Here is a 17995-nt window from a genome sequence, read left to right on the forward strand (position 1 = left end):
TGGCGGCAGGGCGCATAATTGGCAGCGATGACTGGCCCCGCCTCCCAGCCCCGTAAACCCGTAATCCTCACCGTCGACGACGACCCCGCGGTGTCCCGGGCTGTTGCCCGCGACCTGCGTCGCCATTACGGCGAGCGATACCGGATCGTGCGGGCCGAATCCGGCCCCGACGCGTTGGAGACCCTCAACGAACTGAAGCTGCGCGGCGACACCGTGGCGGTGTTCGTCGCCGACTACCGAATGCCGCAGATGAGCGGCATCGAGTTCCTGGAATCGGCCATGGACCTCTACCCGATGGCCCGGCGGGTGTTGCTGACCGCCTATGCCGACACCACCGCGGCCATCGACGCCATCAACGTCGTCGACCTCGATCACTACCTCCTCAAGCCATGGGACCCGCCGCAGGAGAAGCTCTACCCGGTGATCGACGGCCTGTTGGAGGCCTGGCACGCCGTCGGCGACCGGGCCATCCCGCACACCAAGGTGATCGGGCACCAGTGGAGTTCGCGGTCCTGGGAGGTGCGCCAGTTCCTGGCCCGCAACCAGCACACGTTCCGCGCCTTCACCACGGACGAGCCCACGGGTCGCCAACTCCTGGACGCGGCCGGTCTGGACGGTCTGCAGTTGCCGGTGGTGATCACCGAGGGCGGTGAGACTCTCGTCGAACCCACCGACGGCGAACTGGCCGACATGCTGGGACTGTCGACCGCCCCGTCGCTGACGATGTACGACCTCGCGGTGATCGGCGGCGGCCCGGCCGGCCTGGCCGCCGCGGTGTACGGCGCGTCCGAAGGTCTCAAGACGGTGCTGATCGAAGGCACCACCACCGGCGGGCAAGCCGGTCGCAGTTCACGGATCGAGAATTACCTGGGCTTCCCGACCGGGGTGTCCGGTGCCGAGCTGGCCACCTCGGCGCGGCGGCAGGCCGAGCGGTTCGGGGCCGAGGTGATCACCACCCGCGAAGCCGTCGCCCTCGACGTGGCCGGCGCTGCGCGCACCATCACGTTCGCCGACGGCGAGACCATCGGCGCCCGCGCGGTCATCCTGGCCACCGGAGTGGAATACCGCGAACTCCCCGTTGCCGGCTGCTGGGCCGATCCCGACAATCCGAGCCACCTCGTCGGGCGCGGGGTGTACTACGGCGCCTCGGTGTCGGACGCCTCCGAATGCCGAGGTGAAGACGTCTACATCGTCGGCGGCGCCAACTCGGCCGGGCAGGCCGCGATGTTCATGTCGCGCGAGGCCAAGTCGGTGACACTGCTGGTGCGCGGCCCGTCGCTGGAAGCGTCGATGTCGTACTACCTCATTCAACAGATCGAGCAGACGCCCAACATCCATGTGCGCACCTGTACCGAGGTGGTCGGCGCCACGGGCGAGGACGACCATCTCGCCCGCCTGGAGCTGGTGAACCGGCAGACCGGCGAGCACGAGGAGGTCCCGGCGACGCGGCTGTGCTGCTTCATCGGGGCAACTCCGCGCACCGACTGGCTCGACGGCGTGGTGGCCCGCGACGACCACGGGTTCATCCTGGCCGGGCCCGATCTGCGGGACGTGTGCGGCTGGACCCTGGACCGTCCGCCGCATCACCTGGAAACAAGTGTGCCCGGGGTGTTTGTTGCAGGGGACGTGCGTGCCGAGTCCGCCAAGCGGGTGGCGGCCGCCGTCGGCGAAGGGTCGATGGCGGTCATGTTGGTGCACCGATACCTGGCGGAAGCATGATTGCCGGCCGCCGGCGGGCCTGAGGAGTTGAGGACGGAAATGGGCGAGACCTGCGTTCGCGACGAACTGCGGACACTGTTCCTGTTCGAGCACTTGTCCGACGAGCAACTCGACACGCTGTGCCGGGCCGGCAGCATCGAGATGTTCCCGGCTGGCCCGATCGTCACCGAGGGTGATCCCGCCACGTGCTTCTACGTGATGCTCGACGGTGAACTCGTGATGTCGAAACGTTCGGGCGGCGTCGACATCCAGACCAACCGCACTTCTCAACGCGGCGTCTATTTCGGCGCCTGGTCGGCGTACATCCCCGGCGAGGAGCACATTTACGAGGCGTCGGTGCGCCTGACCAAGCCGTCGCGGGTGTTCGTCCTGGACGCCAATGCCTTCGCGGGTTTCATGCAGTCCCAGTTCCCGATGGCGGTCCATCTTCTGGAGGGACACAAGGTCGGTGGACGCCGCACCAGCCAGATCATCGACCAGCGCGAGAAGCTGCTGGCGCTGGGCAACATCACCGCGGGCCTGACTCACCAGCTCAACAACCCGGCCGCGGCCACCGCCCGTGCCGTGGCGGACCTTCGCGAAGGCGTCGGCAAGATGCGCCACAAGCTGGCGATGCTGGCCGACGGCAAGTTCACCCCGCAGGCCCTGCGCATGCTGGTGACGATCCAGGATGAGGTGGCCGAGCAGGTCGCCAAGAACAAGGGCGTCGAACTCACCGCGCTGGAGACCTCCGACCGCGAAGACGAGATGGGCGACTGGCTCGAGGACCACGAAATCGTCGGCGCCTGGGACTACGCGCCGACCTTCGTCGAAGCCGGCCTCGACATCGACTGGCTGGAGCGCATCTCCGCCTCGGTCGACGATGCGCTCCGAGACGGTGACCCCTCGGCGACGCTGCAGGCCGCACTCGGCTGGCTGAAGTACACGATCGACAACGAGCTGCGGATGAACGAGATCGCCGAGGCCAGCAAGCGGATCTCGGCGCTGCTGGCCGGCGCCAAGCAGTACTCACAGATGGACCGCGGCTCCTACCAGAGCGCCGACGTCCACGAACTGCTGCGCAGCACACTGATGATGTTCGGTGACAAGATCGGCAAGGACAAACCGGTCGCCCTGGTCAAGGATCTCGACAAGACGTTGCCGGAATTGCAGTGCTATCCAGGCGATCTCAATCAGGTGTGGACCAACATCATCGAGAACGCGATCCAGGCCATGGCGGGTCACGGCACCTTGACCCTGCGGACGTCGCGGGAGAACGACGACATGGTCCGGGTGGAGATCTGCGACGACGGGCCCGGGATATCCGAGGATGACCTCGGCCACATCTTCACCCCGTTCTTCACGACCAAGCCGTTCGGTGAGGGCACCGGGTTGGGCCTCGATCTGGCGTGGCGCATCGTGGTGAAAAAGCACCACGGGGATCTGCGGGTGCAGTCCCAACCGGGCAACACCCGCTTCATCGTGCTGTTGCCGTTGCAGGCGCCCGAGCCGGATGCGTTGTACTCGGCCGACTTTTCGGAGCCGACGCCAGGATCGAAGTGATTTCTTCGGAATAGCGCTCGCGCGCGGCCTGGTTGACTGAGTTATGACCCAGACCACCGCGGGCGCCAAGCCCGACCTCGGCACGTTCGGCGCATTCGGCCATTACTCCCAGTTTCAGCAGTTGTCGCCGCAGCAGTTGAGGGAGATCGAAAGCCTGGGCTACGGGGCGATCTGGGCCGGTGGCTCCCCGCCCGCCGAGCTGGACTGGATCGACCCGATCCTGGCGGCCACCACCACCTTGCAGTTGGCCACCGGCATCGTGAACATCTGGTCAGCCGACGCCGAGGCAGTGGCAGGATCTTTCCACCGCATCGAGGCGGCCTACCCGGGCCGGTTCCTGCTGGGGATCGGCGTCGGGCACCGGGAGGCGATCGGGGAATATCGCAAGCCGCTCGACGCGCTGAACGACTACCTCGACAAGCTCGACGAATACGGCGTCCCCCGCCACCGCCGGGTGGTGGCCGCGCTCGGCCCGAAGGTGCTGCAACTGTCCGCGGCACGTTCGGCCGGTGCCCACCCCTACCTGACCACCCCCGAACACACCGCCGGCGCGCGTGAACTGATCGGCCCCGAGGCGTTCCTGGCCCCGGAACACAAGGCTGTCCTGACCACCGATGCCGAAAAGGCCCGGACCGTGGGCCGTAAGGCGCTCGACGTCTACCTCGGTCTGTCCAACTACGTCAACAATTTCAAGCGGCTCGGGTTCACCGATGCGGACCTGGCCAAGCCGGGCAGTGACCGGTTCATCGACGCCGTCGTCGCGCATGGCACGGTGGACACCGTGGCGGCCCGGCTGCGGCAGCATCTGGACGCCGGCGCCGACCACGTGCCTGTACAAGTGTTGGCCTCACCGGCGAAACTGGTACCGGCACTGGCTGAACTCGCCGGGCCGCTCGGCTTGACCTAGACAATCGAAAGACAAGGATTCTCATCGATGACCGAATCGCTCTCGCTCAAGCCGGAATTGGGTCGTTATGGGGTGTGGACTTTCGGGGCGGTGCAGCCTGAGCAGGCCGTCGAGATCGAGCAGCTCGGCTACGGCGCGCTGTGGGTGGGCGGCTCCCCCGCCGCCGACCTCTCTTTCGCCGAGCCGATCCTGGAACGCACCGAGACGCTTCAGCTGGCCACCGGCATCGTCAACATCTGGACCGCCGACGCCAATGAGGTCGCCGAGTCGTTTCACCGCATCGAGGCGGCGTACCCGGGCCGGTTTCTGCTGGGCGTCGGCGTAGGACATCCCGAGCACACCGACGAATACCGCAAACCCTATGACGCGCTGGTGGAGTATCTCGACGTGCTCGATGCGGCCACCGTGCCGACCAGCCGGCGGGTGATCGCCGCGCTGGGCGACAAGGTGCTCAAGCTGTCGGCGCAGCGCAGCGCCGGGGCGCACCCGTACCTCACGACACCCGAGCACACCGCGCACGCCCGCGACGTGCTCGGCGAGTCCGTGTATCTGGCGCCGGAGCACAAGGTGGTGCTGACGACCGACGGTGCCGAGGCCCGCGCGATCGGTCGCGACACGGTCGACTTCTATCTGAATCTGAGCAATTACCTGAACAACTGGCGTCGGCTCGGTTTCACCGAAGATGACATCGCCAAGCCCGGTAGCGACAAGTTGATCGACGCCGTCGTGGCCCATGGCAGCGCCGACGCCATCGCCGCGCGCCTGCAGCAACATCTCGCCAACGGCGCCGACCATGTCTCGATCCAGGTACTCGGCGGGTCGGACAAGCTCATTCCGACGCTGACGGACTTGGCCGGGCCGCTGGGTCTCAAGGACTGAGCCCTCGGCCGTTAGGGTTGACCCCATGCGGCTACTGGTCACCGGCGGCGCCGGGTTCATCGGTGCGAACTTCGTGCATCTGGCCCTTCGTGAGGCTCTCACCACCTCGGTTACCGTGCTCGACGCGATGACCTATGCCGGCAGCCAGGAATCGCTGGCACCGGTGGCCGACCGGATCCGGTTGGTGCAGGGCGACGTCGCCGACGCCGGTCTGGTGAACCAGTTGGTCGGCGAGGCCGACGCCGTCGTGCACTTCGCCGCCGAGACGCACGTCGACAACTCCGTGGCAAACCCGCAGCCGTTCCTGCACAGCAACATCATCGGCACGTACGCGGTGCTGGAGGCGGTGCGCGCGCACAGCGTTCGGCTGCACCACATCTCCACCGACGAGGTGTACGGCGATCTCGAGCTCGATGATCCGGCCCGGTTCACCCCGGGCACGCCGTACAACCCGTCGAGTCCGTATTCGTCGACCAAGGCCGCCGCGGATCTGCTGGTGCGGGCCTGGGTGCGGTCGTACGGCGTGCAGGCGACGATCTCGAACTGCTCCAACAACTACGGCCCCTATCAGCATGTGGAGAAGTTCATCCCGCGCCAGATCACCAATGTCCTCACCGGTCGGCGCCCCAAGCTCTACGGCGCCGGCGCCAATGTCCGAGACTGGATCCACGTCGATGACCACAACGCCGCGGTGTGGCAGATCCTGACCGACGGCACCATCGGGCGGACGTATTTGATCGGCGCCGAATGCGAGCGCAACAACCTCACCGTGATGCGCACCGTGCTACGCCTCATGGGCCGCGACCCCGATGACTTCGACCACGTGACCGATCGGGCCGGCCATGACCTGCGCTACGCGATCGACCCGTCGGCGCTGCACGACGAATTGGGCTGGGCACCCAAGCACACCGATTTCGACGAGGGCCTGCAGGCCACGATCGACTGGTACCGCGACAACGAATCGTGGTGGCGCCCACTCAAAGACGCCGTGGAGGCGAACTACGCGGAGCGTGGCCAGTGAGCGCGCGCGAGTTGAGCATCCCCGGCGCCTGGGAGATCACGCCCAAGTTGCACGGCGACGCGCGCGGCATGTTCTTCGAGTGGTTCACCGAGACCGGATTCGCCGAGATGACGGGGCACCGCCTCGACGTACGGCAGGCCAACTGCTCGGTGTCGGCGGCCGGGGTGCTGCGCGGCGTGCATTTCGCGCAGCTGCCGCCCAGCCAGGCCAAGTACGTCACCTGCGTGCGTGGCGCCGTCCTCGACGTGGTGGTCGACATTCGACTGGGCTCCCCGACGTTCGGGCAGTGGGATTCGGTGTTGCTCGACGAACATGCCCGGCGTTCGATCTACCTGTCCGAGGGGCTGGGGCACGCGTTCCTGTCGCTGGAGGACAACTCGACCGTGATGTACCTGTGTTCGGCGCCTTACAGTCCGGACCGCGAGCACACCATCTTGGCCACCGATCTGGGGATCGACTGGCCGATCGACGGCGACCCGGTGCTCTCGGAGCGAGATGCCGCCGCCCCCACCCTGGAGCAGGTGCGCGCGGCCGGGTTGCTGCCGACGTGGGAGGAGACCCGGGCGTTCGTCGAGGAGCTACGCGGCCGAGCCCAGGCTCACGCTTGAGGTGAGCCCGGCCTGCGCGCCAGCGCACCCACCAGAAGGCCGGCGAACGGAACCGCAGCCAGAACGGCGCTGAGCGTCACACTGCCTCCGGTCACCAGGGTGAAGTTGGTGAGCACCAACCACAGGCTGCCCAGCAGTCCGGCGCAGGCCAACAGCGGGGCGATGCGGGTCTGCCAGAGGCGTCCGCTCGCGTGCTCGGGGTGGCGCAGGAAGTACACCAGCACCGCCACCGACGTGGTGAGCATCAACAGCACCATCCCGACGGTGGCCACCCCGGCCATCGAGCCGAACACGCCGACCAACGGGTCGACTCCGAGCACCGCCAGGATGCTCACGATCACCGCGGCGGTGATGGTTTGCACCACCGACGACATCGAAGGCGAACCGTGCCGATCGTGCACGGCGGCAAGCGGCTTGGGCAGCAAGCCTTTTCGGGCCAGCGCGAACTGATAGCGGGCGATGACGTTGTGGAAGGACAAGACGCAGGCGAAGAGACTGGTCAGCAACAGCACGTTGACGATGTCGCGCCCCACCCGGCCCAGGTTGTCGTTGGTGGTGTCCAGCAGCATGTTGGCCTCCCCGTCGAGGGTGCGCTGGGCCACCTCGGCGACCTGATCCGGACCGATCGCCACCACGAAGGCCCAGCAGGTCAGCGCGTAGAAGCCGCCGATCAGCAGCACCGCGGCGTAGGTGGCCCGCGGAATGGTGCGCTCGGGGTCGCGGGCCTCGTCGCGGAACACGGCGGTGGCCTCGAAGCCGATGAACCCGGTGAGCGCGAAAAGCACCGCGATGCCGAGCACACCGTTGGTGAACACCCCCGGTGTGAACGACGACAGGCTGAGCCCGGCCGGACCGGGATCGGCCACGATCACCAGATCGAGCAGTACCACGATGCCGATCTCGCACACCAGGGCCACTCCGAGCACTTTGGCACTGAGGTCGATGTGCCGGTAACCCAACAGCGCCACGATGGCCAATGTGGCCAACGAATAGACCGGCCAAGGGATTTGCGGACCACCGTAGAACCGCACGGTGTCGTCGATCGCCCAGCCGATATAGCCGTAGATGCCCACTTGGATTGCGGTGTAGGCGATCAGGGCGACCGCGGCGATGCCGCTGCCCAGTCGCTGACCGAGTCCCAGCGTCACATAGGAGAAGAATGCTCCCGCTTCGGGCACATAGGGCGTCATCGCGACGAATCCCACGCTGAACACCAGCAGCACCAGGGCGGCGATCAGGAATCCGACCGGGGCTCCGGCGCCGTTGCCCAGGCCCATGCCCAGGGGCATGTTGCCGCCGATCACGGTCAGCGGTGCGGCGGCGGCAACCACCATGAACACCACCCCGACCGGGCCGAGTTTTCCGTGCAGGCGCTGTTGTTCGCCGGTGGTGACGGTCTGTTGGCTGCTCAATGTCCCTCCAGCAGTAGTGCGGTGCGCAGTAGCTTGTGGTCGAGGGCGTGCGCGGTGAGTCCGCCTCGGCCGGACAGGGTTTGGGCCGCCACCATCGCGTTGACGATGGCCTCCTCGGTGGCCTCGATCACCAGGTCGAACAGCCGGGTCATCAGTTGCGGAGCCATCATGCGTACCGGGATTTCGGGACGTTCGACGTCGACGTTCTCGTCCCAGGCGTAGGGCGGGATGCCGCGGTTGCCCGTGGAGAAGGCCAGCATCAGATCGCCGCTGTACTGTTCACCGGTTCCGCCCAGGCGCCCTACGGCCAGGGCCGAGCGCTGCGCCAGGCGGGTGCACTGGTGCGGCAGCAACGGCGCGTCGGTGGCGATCACGACGATGATCGAGCCGGAGCCGGGCGCGTAGGCCGTCGGCAGCTCCGGCGTGGGGACCAGGTCCGGGCCGATCATCTCCCCGACGTGCGCGCCGTTGATCCGGAGGCGTTCCCGGCGGCCATGGTTGGCCTGGACCAGAGCGCCGACGGTGTAGCGGCCGCCGGCGGTGTCGGTGATCCGTGAAGCGGTGCCGATTCCGCCCTTGAAGCCGTGGCAGATCATGCCGGTGCCACCGCCGACGTTGCCCTCGGCGACCGGTCCGTCCGAAGCCCCGGCCAGGGCGGCATGGACGTGTTCGGCCCGCACGTGGTGGCCGTTGATGTCGTTGAGCAGCCCGTCGTAGGTCTCCCCGACCACCGGCAGCGACCAGTACAAACCTTCGCCGCGGGCCTGCACCTGGGCATCCACCAACGCATCGCGCACGACGCCGACGCTGTGGGTGTTGGTCAGGCCGATGGCGGTGGTGAGCTCGCCGGATTCCCGAATCCACTCCACCCCGGTGAGTTCACCGCTGCCGTTGAGGCGGTGGGTACCGGCGAACACCGGCTCGCAGAAGATGCCGGGATGTGGGACGACGACCGTCACCCCGGTGTTCACCGGGTTCGGGCCCGGCTGCTGGATCGTGGTGTGCCCGACGCGCACCCCGGCCACGTCGGTGATGGCGTTGTGCTCGCCGGTGGGGTGCTCACCTATGACGACACCGATATCGCGGGCCCGGGCCCGCGCTGGTTGGAAACCATTGGTCATGCGGCCTCCGCTGCTCTAGTTTTTTTCACGATCGGAAAATAATGACCCTGGGTGCCCTCCGGCGCAACCGAAACGGGGAAATCGGTAAGGATGGAGCTGTGGCACGGCCAAACAGACAGGCACAACGACGCGAGGAGATCCTCGACGCGGCGATCGCGTTGATCGAGCGTCACGACCTGGCCACGCTGCGCATTGCCGATGTCGCCGCCGAGCTCGGGCTCACCCCTAATGCCGTGCGGTACTACTTCCGAGAGATGGACCAACTGCTCTCAGAGTTGGCGCAACGTTCCGACAGCCGGTTCTATGACGACCGACTCGCCGCGGTGGACCGGATCGACAACGCCCGCGATCAGCTCGCGCTGACCATCGCCGCCGGGCTGCCCACCGGGGCAGACGATGCCGAGTGGCGGGCCATCTGGCGGGCGGTGCTGGCGGCCGGGTTCGAACTCGACCAACGCCGCGATGTTCAGCACATCTATCACCGGCAGGTGGGCCTCTACGCGAGGATACTCGAAACCGGTTCTGCCGCAGGCACGTTCACCCTGGCCGCACCGGCACGCGACATCGCTATGACGCTGATGGCCATGGAGGATTACCTCGGCTACCGCATCGTGGCGCGGGATCCCGACCTCGACCGCGCCACCGCGCTGCGGTTGATGCGCGGGTACGCCGAACTGGCAACCGGGGCCGCGCTTCCGGTGACGGAGTGACGGGCCGCGCGGTGCTCGGTCAGCAGATCGGCATCCTCGGCTACCTCGGCGTCGCCCTGGTCACCGCCGCCAGTATCGGCGCCGTTCGTTCGGCACCTCCGCGGTCGAACGAACCGCTCGGCTGAACCCTTGCCAAACATTCCCGACGATTACTAGGATATCCAAGTATCTCGGGTGTTTCCGGGCTGTACCACTCTGCTACCGCTGCGCATATTCATTTCTTTGGACGGATGTCATGACCACACAAATTCAGCACTACATCGACGGCCAGCGCACCAACGCCGGGTCGACCCGCACCGCCGATGTGCTCAACCCCAGCACCGGCACGGTTCAGGCCCAGGTACTGCTGGCCTCGGCCGCCGATGTGGACGCCGCAGTCGCCTCGGCCGTCAAGGCCCAGAAGGAATGGGCGGCCTACAACCCGCAGCGCCGCGCCCGCGTGTTGATGAAGTTCATCGAGCTGGTCAACGCCAATGCCGACGAGCTGGCCGAACTGCTCTCCAAGGAACACGGCAAGACCGTCGCCGACAGCCACGGTGACATCCAGCGCGGCATCGAGGTCATCGAGTTCGCCGTCGGCATCCCGCATCTGATGAAGGGCGAGTTCACCGAGGGTGCCGGCACCGGCATCGACGTCTACTCGATCCGCCAGCCCCTGGGCGTCGTCGCCGGCATCACGCCGTTCAACTTTCCGGCGATGATCCCGCTGTGGAAGGCCGGGCCGGCCCTGGCCTGCGGCAACGCCCTGATCCTCAAGCCGTCGGAGCGGGACCCCTCGGTGCCGCTGCGGCTGGCCGAGCTGTTCACCGAGGCCGGCCTGCCCGCGGGCGTGCTGCAGGTCGTCCAGGGCGACAAGGAAGCCGTCGACGCGATCTTGGAGCATCCCGACATCAAGGCCGTCGGCTTCGTCGGCTCGTCGGACATCGCCCAGTACATCTACTCCGGCGCGGCCGCGCACGGTAAGCGCGCCCAGTGCTTCGGCGGCGCGAAGAACCACATGGTCGTGCTGCCCGACGCCGACCTGGACCAGGCCGTCGACGCCCTGATCGGCGCCGGCTACGGCAGTGCCGGCGAGCGCTGCATGGCGATCAGCGTCGCGGTGCCGGTCGGCGAGGAAACGGCGAACCGGCTGCGCAACCGGCTGGTCGAGCGGATCAACCAGCTCCGCGTCGGACACAGCCTGGACCCGAAGGCCGATTACGGCCCACTGGTCACCGGCGCCGCCCTGGAGCGCGTCAAGGACTACATCAACCAGGGCGTCGAGGCCGGCGCCGAGCTGGTGGTCGACGGTCGTGAACGGGCCAGCGACGACCTCACCTTCGGTGACGAGGATCTGTCGAAGGGCTACTTCATCGGGCCCACCCTGTTCGACAACGTCACCGCCGACATGTCGATCTACACCGACGAGATCTTCGGGCCGGTGCTGTGCATCGTGCGCGCGCACGACTACGAAGAGGCCCTGCGGCTGCCGTCGGAGCACGAGTACGGCAACGGCGTGGCGGTGTTCACCCGCGACGGCGACGCCGCCCGCGATTTCGTCTCGCGCGTGCAGGTCGGCATGGTCGGTGTCAACGTGCCGATCCCGGTGCCGGTGTCCTACCACAGCTTCGGCGGTTGGAAGCGGTCCGGATTCGGCGACCTGAACCAGTACGGGACCGCGTCGATCCAGTTCTACACCAAGGTCAAGACCGTGACCGAGCGCTGGCCGTCGGGCATCAAGGATGGCGCCGAGTTCGTCATCCCCACCTTCAAGTAGACCGGGCCCGCACATGTTCGAGATGGATGACGACGAACGCGTGATCGCCGATACGGCGGCCGCGTTCGCCGAGAAGCGCATCGCGCCATATGCGTTGGAGTGGGACGAGACCCACCACTTCCCCACCGACGTATTGCGTGCGGCGGCCGAACTCGGCATGGGCGCCATCTACTGCAGTGAGGACACCGGCGGTAGCGGGCTGCGCCGACTGGATGCGGTGCGCATCTTCGAGGCTCTCGCCGCCGCCGACCCGACCCTGTCGGCCTTCCTGTCCATCCACAACATGTGCGCGTGGATGGTGGACAGCTTCGGCACCGAGGAGCAGCGCAAGAACTGGGTGCCGAAGCTGGCCTCGATGGAGGCGATCGCGAGCTACTGCCTGACCGAGCCGGGAGCCGGGTCCGACGCGGCCGCACTGCGCACCCGCGCCGTGCGTGACGGTGACGATTACGTGCTCGACGGTGTCAAACAGTTCATCTCCGGTGCCGGCACGTCTGATGTCTATATCGTCATGGCCAGAACCGGGGACCCCCAAGCCCAGCCGGGCCCGAAGGGCATCTCGACCTTTGTCGTCGAAAAGGACACCCCTGGGCTGAGTTTCGGCCCCGACGAACAGAAGATGGGCTGGAACGCCCAACCCACCGCGCAGGTGATCTTCGAAGGCGCCCGCGTTCCGGCCGAGGCGCTGCTCGGCGGCACCGAGGGCACCGGCTTCGGCATCGCGATGAACGGGCTCAACGGCGGGCGGATCAACATCGCCGCCTGCTCGCTGGGTGGCGCGCAGGCCGCCTACGACAAGACGCTCGGTTACCTGGCCGACCGTCAGGCGTTCGGCGGCGCCCTGCTCGACGAGCCGACCATCCGATTCACCTTGGCCGACATGGCCACCGGCCTGGAGACGTCACGAAACATGTTGTGGCGGGCGGCGTCTGCGCTCGATTCCGATCACCCCGACAAGGTGACGCTGTGCGCGATGGCCAAGCTGTATGTCACCGACACGTGCTTCGAGGTGGCCGACAAGGCCCTGCAGTTGCACGGCGGCTACGGCTATCTGCGGGAGTACGGTCTGGAGAAAATCGTCCGGGATCTGCGGGTGCACCGCATCCTTGAGGGAACCAACGAAATCATGCGTGTGGTGATCGGGCGCTCCGAGTCAGCCCGCGTCCGCAACTCTGGATAGGGAGAGACATACGTGACCACGATCGCGTTCCTCGGTTTGGGACACATGGGCGGCCCGATGGCGGCCAACCTGGTCGCAGCAGGCCATACCGTGCACGGCTTCGATCCGATGCCGGCATCGAAGTCAGCCGCTGAAGCCAACGGTGTCAAGGTCTTCGACGCCGGTGCCGAGGCCGTAGCCGGCGCCGAGGTGGTGATCACGTCGCTGCCCAACGGCAACATCGTCAAAGCGTGTTACGCCGAGGTGCTGCCCGCTGCGGCGAAAGGCACGTTGTTCATCGACACCTCCACCATCTCGGTCGACGATGCCCGCGAGATCCACGCAAAGGCCGACGAACACGGCCACGCCCAGCTCGACGCCCCGGTGTCCGGCGGCGTGAAGGGCGCGACCGCGGGCACGCTGGCGTTCATGGTCGGCGGTAGCGACGAGGCAGTCGAGCGCGCCCGCCCGGTGCTCGATCCCATGGCAGGCAAGATCATCCATTGCGGCGGGTCGGGCACCGGTCAGGCCGCCAAGCTCTGCAACAACATGGTGCTCGCCGTGCAGCAGATCGCCGTCGGCGAGGCTTTCGTGCTGGCCGAGAAGTTGGGCCTGTCGGCGCAGTCACTGTTCGATGTGGTCACCGGCGCCACCGGCAACTGCTGGGCGGTACACACGAATTGCCCCGTGCCCGGCCCGGTTCCGACATCGCCGGCCAACAACGACTTCACGCCGGGGTTCGCCACTGCCCTGATGAACAAGGATCTCGGCCTGGCGATGGCGGCGGTGATGTCGACCCAGTCGTCGGCGCCGTTGGGAACCCACGCGGCGCAGATCTACGCCGATTTCGCGCAAGACCACGCGGACAAGGACTTCAGCGCGGTCATCGAGACGCTGCGCGGCTAACCGCGTTCGCGTTCGTAACGTGGTGGCGCCAGAACTCGCGTTTCGCCGCCACCCGGTTACAAACGTGAAGCGCAGGCCTTGGCCAGCCTGCCGAGGACGGAGGCCTCACCATCGCGGCAGGTCACTCGGATGACGATCCAGCCCATTTCGCGTATCTCATCGATGCGCGCGATGTCCTTGCGGAGCACGTCGGGATCGGTGTGGTGCTGGCCCTCATATTCCATGGCGATTTTCAGCTCGGGCCAGCCCAGGTCGACCTCTCCGATCAACGCGCCGTACTCGTTGTAGATCGGGTGCTGTGTCCGCGGTGGCGGATAGCCCGCACGAACAACCAGCAGCGGCAACCAGGTTTCTTGCGGTGATTCGGCGCCCGGGTCAACCAGGGCGATGGTCGTCCGCGCCTGTTTGATGCCCTTGCGCCCGGCGTGCCGCTGCGCAGCCAGGTAGATGTCTGCGTCTTTCAGGCGGGCGGCTCGCGCCAGGGCATCGATCGCGGGCACAGCAGTGTCTTCGGGCAATCGACAGGCCAGATCCAGCGCGGTCCGTGCCGGTGTGGTGAGCCGGAGGTCGCCGACCCGACAAATTTCGTCATCCTCGATCGTGTCGGCCCATGCGACGACGCCCCGAGTCGACCGCCGGTTGGTGTCGAGAATGTTGGCCGGAAGCGCAGGATCGATCCAACGGGCACCGTGCAGCGCCGACGCAGAGTATCCGGCCAGCACACCCCGCCGTCGTGAGCGCAACCAGGCGGCTTTGGCTCGTAGCACGGCCGTGGGCACGGCGCCCCTCGGGACATAAACGTCGTGGTGTACGGCCACGAACCGGGCGCGCAATTGGTGGCGGGTCAGCTTTCCGGCCGCAATCGCCTCACTGCCGATGAACGGTTCCACCATGCGGGAGAAGTGTGCCCGCGCCCACCGACAACCTCACATTCGTAACGTGGTGGCGCCAGAACTCGCGTTTGGCCGCCGTGGGGTTACAAACGTGGCTGATCGTCGAGACGCTATGCCGCCGTCGGACTGCGCTGGCCCCACCACTGGGTGTGCAGCCGCTGGCAGTCCGCCAGGCGTAGCGGGTCCACCCCGGCGAAATCGGGCCGGACCGCGATCGCCCCGGGGCACATCGCGCCGGCGTCGGGATCGGGATCGATGAGTACGCCGGCCATCCCGGCGTCGTTGGCGGCCCGCAGACCCGTTGCCGATCCGGTCATCGCGAGCGCGTCGGGTCCTGGCACTCCGAGCTCGACGAGGACGTGCCGGTACAGCTCTGCCCCGGGGTCGCTCACGTCGTCGGTGGTCACCACGGTTTCGACCAGACCGTCACCGACCAGTTGCCGGATCAGGGGCTCGGCCCAGCGCCGGCGGCCGGCGGCAACCACCCCGACCGGCAGACCGGCCAGGAAGGCGTCGTTCATCAGATCCACCAGACCGGATCGAGGCGTCAGCCCGGCGTCGAGGATCATCTCGTCGAACATCATGTCCTTGGTCATGCAGATCTCGTCGGCGAGCACTTCGGTGAGCACATCGCATTCCGGTCCCACGCAGCGCTTGCGCAGCTCAGCGGTGACCCGTTGACGCTCGTCGCGTAGGGCCAGCAGCTGCCGGTATCGGGCGACTCCCCATTGGATGGGTAGATCGTGCGCGGCGAACGCGGCGTTGAACACGACGCGATGCCCGTCGACGTCAAGGTCCGTCAGCGCGTCGAGATCGAGGATCAGCGCGCGCAGCGGATGAGGCCGGGTGTCGGCCTGCGGACAGTCCCACCAGAACCGCCCGGCGCGCCATGACTTCTCCTGTGGCGTGGTCACGCATCGAGAGTGTCCTACGTCACAACCACGGCGCGTCCCCCCTACGGGGGATTGGGCAGTGGAAGTTCGGCCACCGACGCTGCCGCCCCCTTTAGGGTGATGCCATGGCGCCCTCCACACCGGTGCGCCTTGTGCTGGTCGACGACCATGAAATGGTCATCGAGGGTCTCAAGGCCATGCTTGCCACATTCAGCGACCGGGTCGAGGTCGTCGGTCAGGCGGTCGGCGCCGAACGCGCTGTGAGTGTCATCGAGACGCTGAATCCCGACATCGTGCTGTGCGACGTGCGGATGGAGGGCTGCAGCGGGTTGGACCTGTGCCGGACGCTGCGCGACCGCGATCCGGACCGCAAGGTGGTCATGCTGTCGGTCTACGACGACGAGCAGTACCTGTTCCAGGCGCTGCGAGTCGGGGCGGCCGGGTATCTGTTGAAGAGCATCAGCAGTGACGAGCTCGTCCGCCAGCTGGAGTTCGCCCACAGCGGCCAGACCGCGATCGATCCCGGCATGGCGGCGCGCGCCGCAGGCACCGCGGCCCGGCTGCAACGCGACGAGTTCTGGCCCGGCGTGCGTCAGGGTCTGACCCAACGGGAGAGCGAAATCCTGTCGTTCGTGGTCACGGGCCTGTCCAACCGCGGGATCGCCAACAAGCTGGTGATCGGCGAGGAAACCGTGAAGACCCATCTGCGTTCGATCTACCGCAAGCTCGGGGTCAGTGACCGGGCGGGTGCGGTGGCCACAGCGCTGCGGGAAGGCATCTACCAGTGACCGACCAGCCCCAGACCGACGAGCCTGCCCGAGGCCTCGGTCCGATCCACCTGACCGCCGACCGCGAGTTGGCTCTGCTGCGCGAGCTCATCCAGGCCGCGTCGAGCGGACCGGGCGTGGAGCCGCTGGCCGCCGCGGCCGCCCGGATGATCACCGCGGCCACCGCCACCGATGTGTGCTTCGTGCACGTGCTCGACGACTCCGATCGTTCTCTGACGCTGGCCGGGGCCACCCCGCCGTTCGACGCCGAGATCGGCAAGATCCGGTTGCCGCTCGGGCAGGGCATCTCCGGTTGGGTGGCCAGCCACCGCCAACCCGTGGTGATCGGTCACGACAAGGAGTCCGATCCGCGGTACAGACCGTTCGAGTCGCTGCGCGGGCGCGACTTCACCTCGATGGTGTCGGTGCCGATGGAGACCGGCCCGGGCGGGTTGGTCGGTGTGCTCAATGTGCACACGGTCGACCGCCGCGAGTTCACCCCGCGCGACGTGGAGTTGCTGCTGGTGATCGGTCGGCTGATCGCCGGCGCGTTGCATCAGGCCCGGCTGCACCGCCAGCTGGTGGCCCGCGAGCGCGCGCACGAGAATTTCGTCGAGCAGGTGATCGAGGCGCAGGAGCTCGAGCGGCGCCGGCTGGCCGGCGACATTCACGACGGGATCTCCCAGCGGCTGGTGACGTTGTCCTACCGGCTCGACGCCGCCGCCCGGGCCGCCGAGCCGCATGTGGTGGCCGAACAGTTGGCGGCCGCGCGGGAATTGGTCGCGTTGACGTTGCAGGAGGCCCGCGCGGCGATCAGCGGGTTGCGCCCGCCGGTACTCGACGACCTGGGTCTGTCCGGCGGACTGGCCAGCCTGGCCCGCTCGATCCCCCGCCCGGCGATCGAGGTCGATCTGGCCGAGACCCGGGTGCCCGATCACATCGAGCTGGCGCTGTACCGGATCGCCCAGGAGTGTCTGCAGAACGTGGTCAAACACGCCGAGGCGAACCGGGCACGGTTGACCTTCGCCGTCGAGGACAGTGTGGCCCGGCTCGAAATCGTCGACGACGGAAAAGGTTTCGACACCTTCGAGCACCCGCTGGGCAGTGACGAGATGGGTGGCTACGGCCTGTTGTCGATGGCCGAGCGGGCCGAGATCGTCGGCGGCCGGTTGCACATCCGGTCCCGGCCGGGCGCGGGCACCACCGTCACCGCGGCCATCCCGTTGCCCGCGACGATCCAGTAGTCAGCCGCCGAGTTTCCCGGCGAGTTCGGGGCACTCGTACTTGATCGCCACGTTCACGATCGTCATCAACGCATCGGGCGGAAGGTTGCTGCCCATCTGGGTCAGTACGTCGACGACATCCTGCTTGGTCTTGTTGAAGCTGCCGTTGCCCATGATGCAGGCCATCATCAGCTGATCGCGGATGGCGCTGTCGGATCCCTTGATTCCGGCGGCACGGACCTCGGCATACGCGGCCGGCGGTAACGCCGCGGGGCCACCACCCGGGGCTGCGCGCGTGGTCGGGGCCTCCGTCCGGGTGGGCGCCTTCGACGACGTGGTGAACGGGGTGACGTCGTCGGGCGCGGTGGCCACCCCGGTGGTGGTGTTGCTGCAGGCCGCGAGCACGATGACCGCGACGGCACCGAGACCCGCACCGAGCTTGGCGTTCATCTGCACTCCCCTCGCCTGGTTTCGAGAGT

General features: G+C 67.3%; 18 protein-coding genes. 13 read left to right on the forward strand and 5 right to left on the reverse strand.

Annotation, left to right across the window (positions count from 1 at the left end):
- Positions 1-27: 27 nt before the first annotated feature.
- The 6 genes from A5740_RS06660 to rfbC are packed head-to-tail and all read left to right on the forward strand — an operon-like array spanning position 28 to position 6676.
- Entirely contained in the window at positions 28-1719 is a 1692-nt protein-coding gene (locus A5740_RS06660; protein ID WP_076192505.1) for an FAD-dependent oxidoreductase, read from the forward strand.
- A 39-nt stretch (positions 1720-1758) separates the two neighbouring features.
- Complete coding sequence (locus A5740_RS06665; RefSeq protein ID WP_076192507.1) at positions 1759-3261, forward strand: ATP-binding protein; 1503 nt, start codon at positions 1759-1761, stop codon at positions 3259-3261.
- A 43-nt stretch (positions 3262-3304) separates the two neighbouring features.
- The gene (locus A5740_RS06670) at positions 3305-4168 is read left to right on the forward strand and encodes an LLM class F420-dependent oxidoreductase (protein WP_076192509.1); all 864 of its coding nucleotides are present in this window, start codon (positions 3305-3307) and stop codon (positions 4166-4168) included.
- A 27-nt stretch (positions 4169-4195) separates the two neighbouring features.
- Positions 4196-5047, forward strand: coding sequence for an LLM class F420-dependent oxidoreductase (locus tag A5740_RS06675; RefSeq protein ID WP_076192511.1), 852 nt, complete (start codon positions 4196-4198; stop codon positions 5045-5047).
- 25 nt (positions 5048-5072) lie between these two features.
- Positions 5073-6068 (forward strand): dTDP-glucose 4,6-dehydratase, encoded by a 996-nt coding sequence (rfbB, locus tag A5740_RS06680; protein ID WP_076192513.1) that lies wholly within the window; start codon positions 5073-5075, stop codon positions 6066-6068.
- Positions 6065-6676, forward strand: coding sequence for a dTDP-4-dehydrorhamnose 3,5-epimerase (rfbC, locus tag A5740_RS06685; protein WP_076192514.1), 612 nt, complete (start codon positions 6065-6067; stop codon positions 6674-6676). Before rfbB ends, rfbC begins: the two co-directional genes overlap by 4 nt.
- On the opposite strand, the gene A5740_RS06690 is transcribed toward rfbC, so the two are convergent.
- Positions 6667-8088 (reverse strand): APC family permease, encoded by a 1422-nt coding sequence (locus A5740_RS06690; RefSeq protein WP_076192515.1) that lies wholly within the window; start codon positions 8086-8088, stop codon positions 6667-6669. The two genes, rfbC and A5740_RS06690, sit on opposite strands and share 10 nt — an antisense overlap.
- Entirely contained in the window at positions 8085-9209 is a 1125-nt protein-coding gene (locus tag A5740_RS06695) for a P1 family peptidase (protein ID WP_076192517.1), read from the reverse strand. Before A5740_RS06695 ends, A5740_RS06690 begins: the two co-directional genes overlap by 4 nt.
- Before the next feature lie 98 nt (positions 9210-9307).
- Here A5740_RS06695 and A5740_RS06700 point away from each other — a divergent pair, with 98 nt between their 5' ends.
- The 5 genes from A5740_RS06700 to mmsB all read left to right on the forward strand — a co-directional run bounded on the left by A5740_RS06700 (position 9308) and on the right by mmsB (position 13740).
- A complete protein-coding gene (locus A5740_RS06700) occupies positions 9308-9919 on the forward strand; it encodes a TetR/AcrR family transcriptional regulator (protein ID WP_254849097.1) in 612 nt (203 codons plus the stop codon).
- Positions 9916-10044 carry a hypothetical protein gene (locus A5740_RS29295; RefSeq protein WP_256386350.1) on the forward strand — a complete coding sequence of 43 codons (129 nt, stop codon included), beginning with the start codon at positions 9916-9918 and terminating at the stop codon, positions 10042-10044. Before A5740_RS06700 ends, A5740_RS29295 begins: the two co-directional genes overlap by 4 nt.
- Before the next feature lie 110 nt (positions 10045-10154).
- Positions 10155-11675 carry a CoA-acylating methylmalonate-semialdehyde dehydrogenase gene (locus A5740_RS06705; RefSeq protein ID WP_076192521.1) on the forward strand — a complete coding sequence of 507 codons (1521 nt, stop codon included), beginning with the start codon at positions 10155-10157 and terminating at the stop codon, positions 11673-11675.
- A 13-nt stretch (positions 11676-11688) separates the two neighbouring features.
- Positions 11689-12855: an acyl-CoA dehydrogenase family protein gene (locus A5740_RS06710; RefSeq protein ID WP_076192523.1), complete on the forward strand. Its 1167-nt coding sequence runs from the start codon at positions 11689-11691 to the stop codon at positions 12853-12855.
- Between the two features lie 12 nt (positions 12856-12867).
- On the forward strand, positions 12868-13740 hold the full coding sequence (gene mmsB, locus A5740_RS06715; protein ID WP_076192525.1) for a 3-hydroxyisobutyrate dehydrogenase: 873 nt from the start codon (positions 12868-12870) through the stop codon (positions 13738-13740).
- 56 nt (positions 13741-13796) lie between these two features.
- Here mmsB and A5740_RS06720 read toward each other — a convergent pair whose 3' ends face one another.
- Positions 13797-14633: a hypothetical protein gene (locus tag A5740_RS06720; protein WP_076192527.1), complete on the reverse strand. Its 837-nt coding sequence runs from the start codon at positions 14631-14633 to the stop codon at positions 13797-13799.
- 110 nt (positions 14634-14743) lie between these two features.
- On the reverse strand, positions 14744-15547 hold the full coding sequence (locus A5740_RS06725) for an HAD family hydrolase (protein WP_139334975.1): 804 nt from the start codon (positions 15545-15547) through the stop codon (positions 14744-14746).
- Positions 15548-15651: 104 nt separating this feature from the next.
- Between A5740_RS06725 and A5740_RS06730 the strand changes: the two genes are divergently transcribed.
- Together A5740_RS06730 and A5740_RS06735 are read left to right on the forward strand one after the other, a co-directional pair.
- Positions 15652-16314: a response regulator transcription factor gene (locus tag A5740_RS06730; protein ID WP_076192529.1), complete on the forward strand. Its 663-nt coding sequence runs from the start codon at positions 15652-15654 to the stop codon at positions 16312-16314.
- A gap of 44 nt (positions 16315-16358) precedes the next feature.
- The gene (locus A5740_RS06735) at positions 16359-17537 is read left to right on the forward strand and encodes a GAF domain-containing sensor histidine kinase (RefSeq protein WP_076192874.1); all 1179 of its coding nucleotides are present in this window, start codon (positions 16359-16361) and stop codon (positions 17535-17537) included.
- On the opposite strand, the gene A5740_RS06740 is transcribed toward A5740_RS06735, so the two are convergent.
- Positions 17538-17966 (reverse strand): hypothetical protein, encoded by a 429-nt coding sequence (locus A5740_RS06740; RefSeq protein ID WP_076192876.1) that lies wholly within the window; start codon positions 17964-17966, stop codon positions 17538-17540.
- Positions 17967-17995 lie beyond the last annotated feature (29 nt).

It is taken from the genome of Mycobacterium sp. GA-1841, assembly GCF_001954135.1.
Classification (GTDB): domain Bacteria; phylum Actinomycetota; class Actinomycetes; order Mycobacteriales; family Mycobacteriaceae; genus Mycobacterium.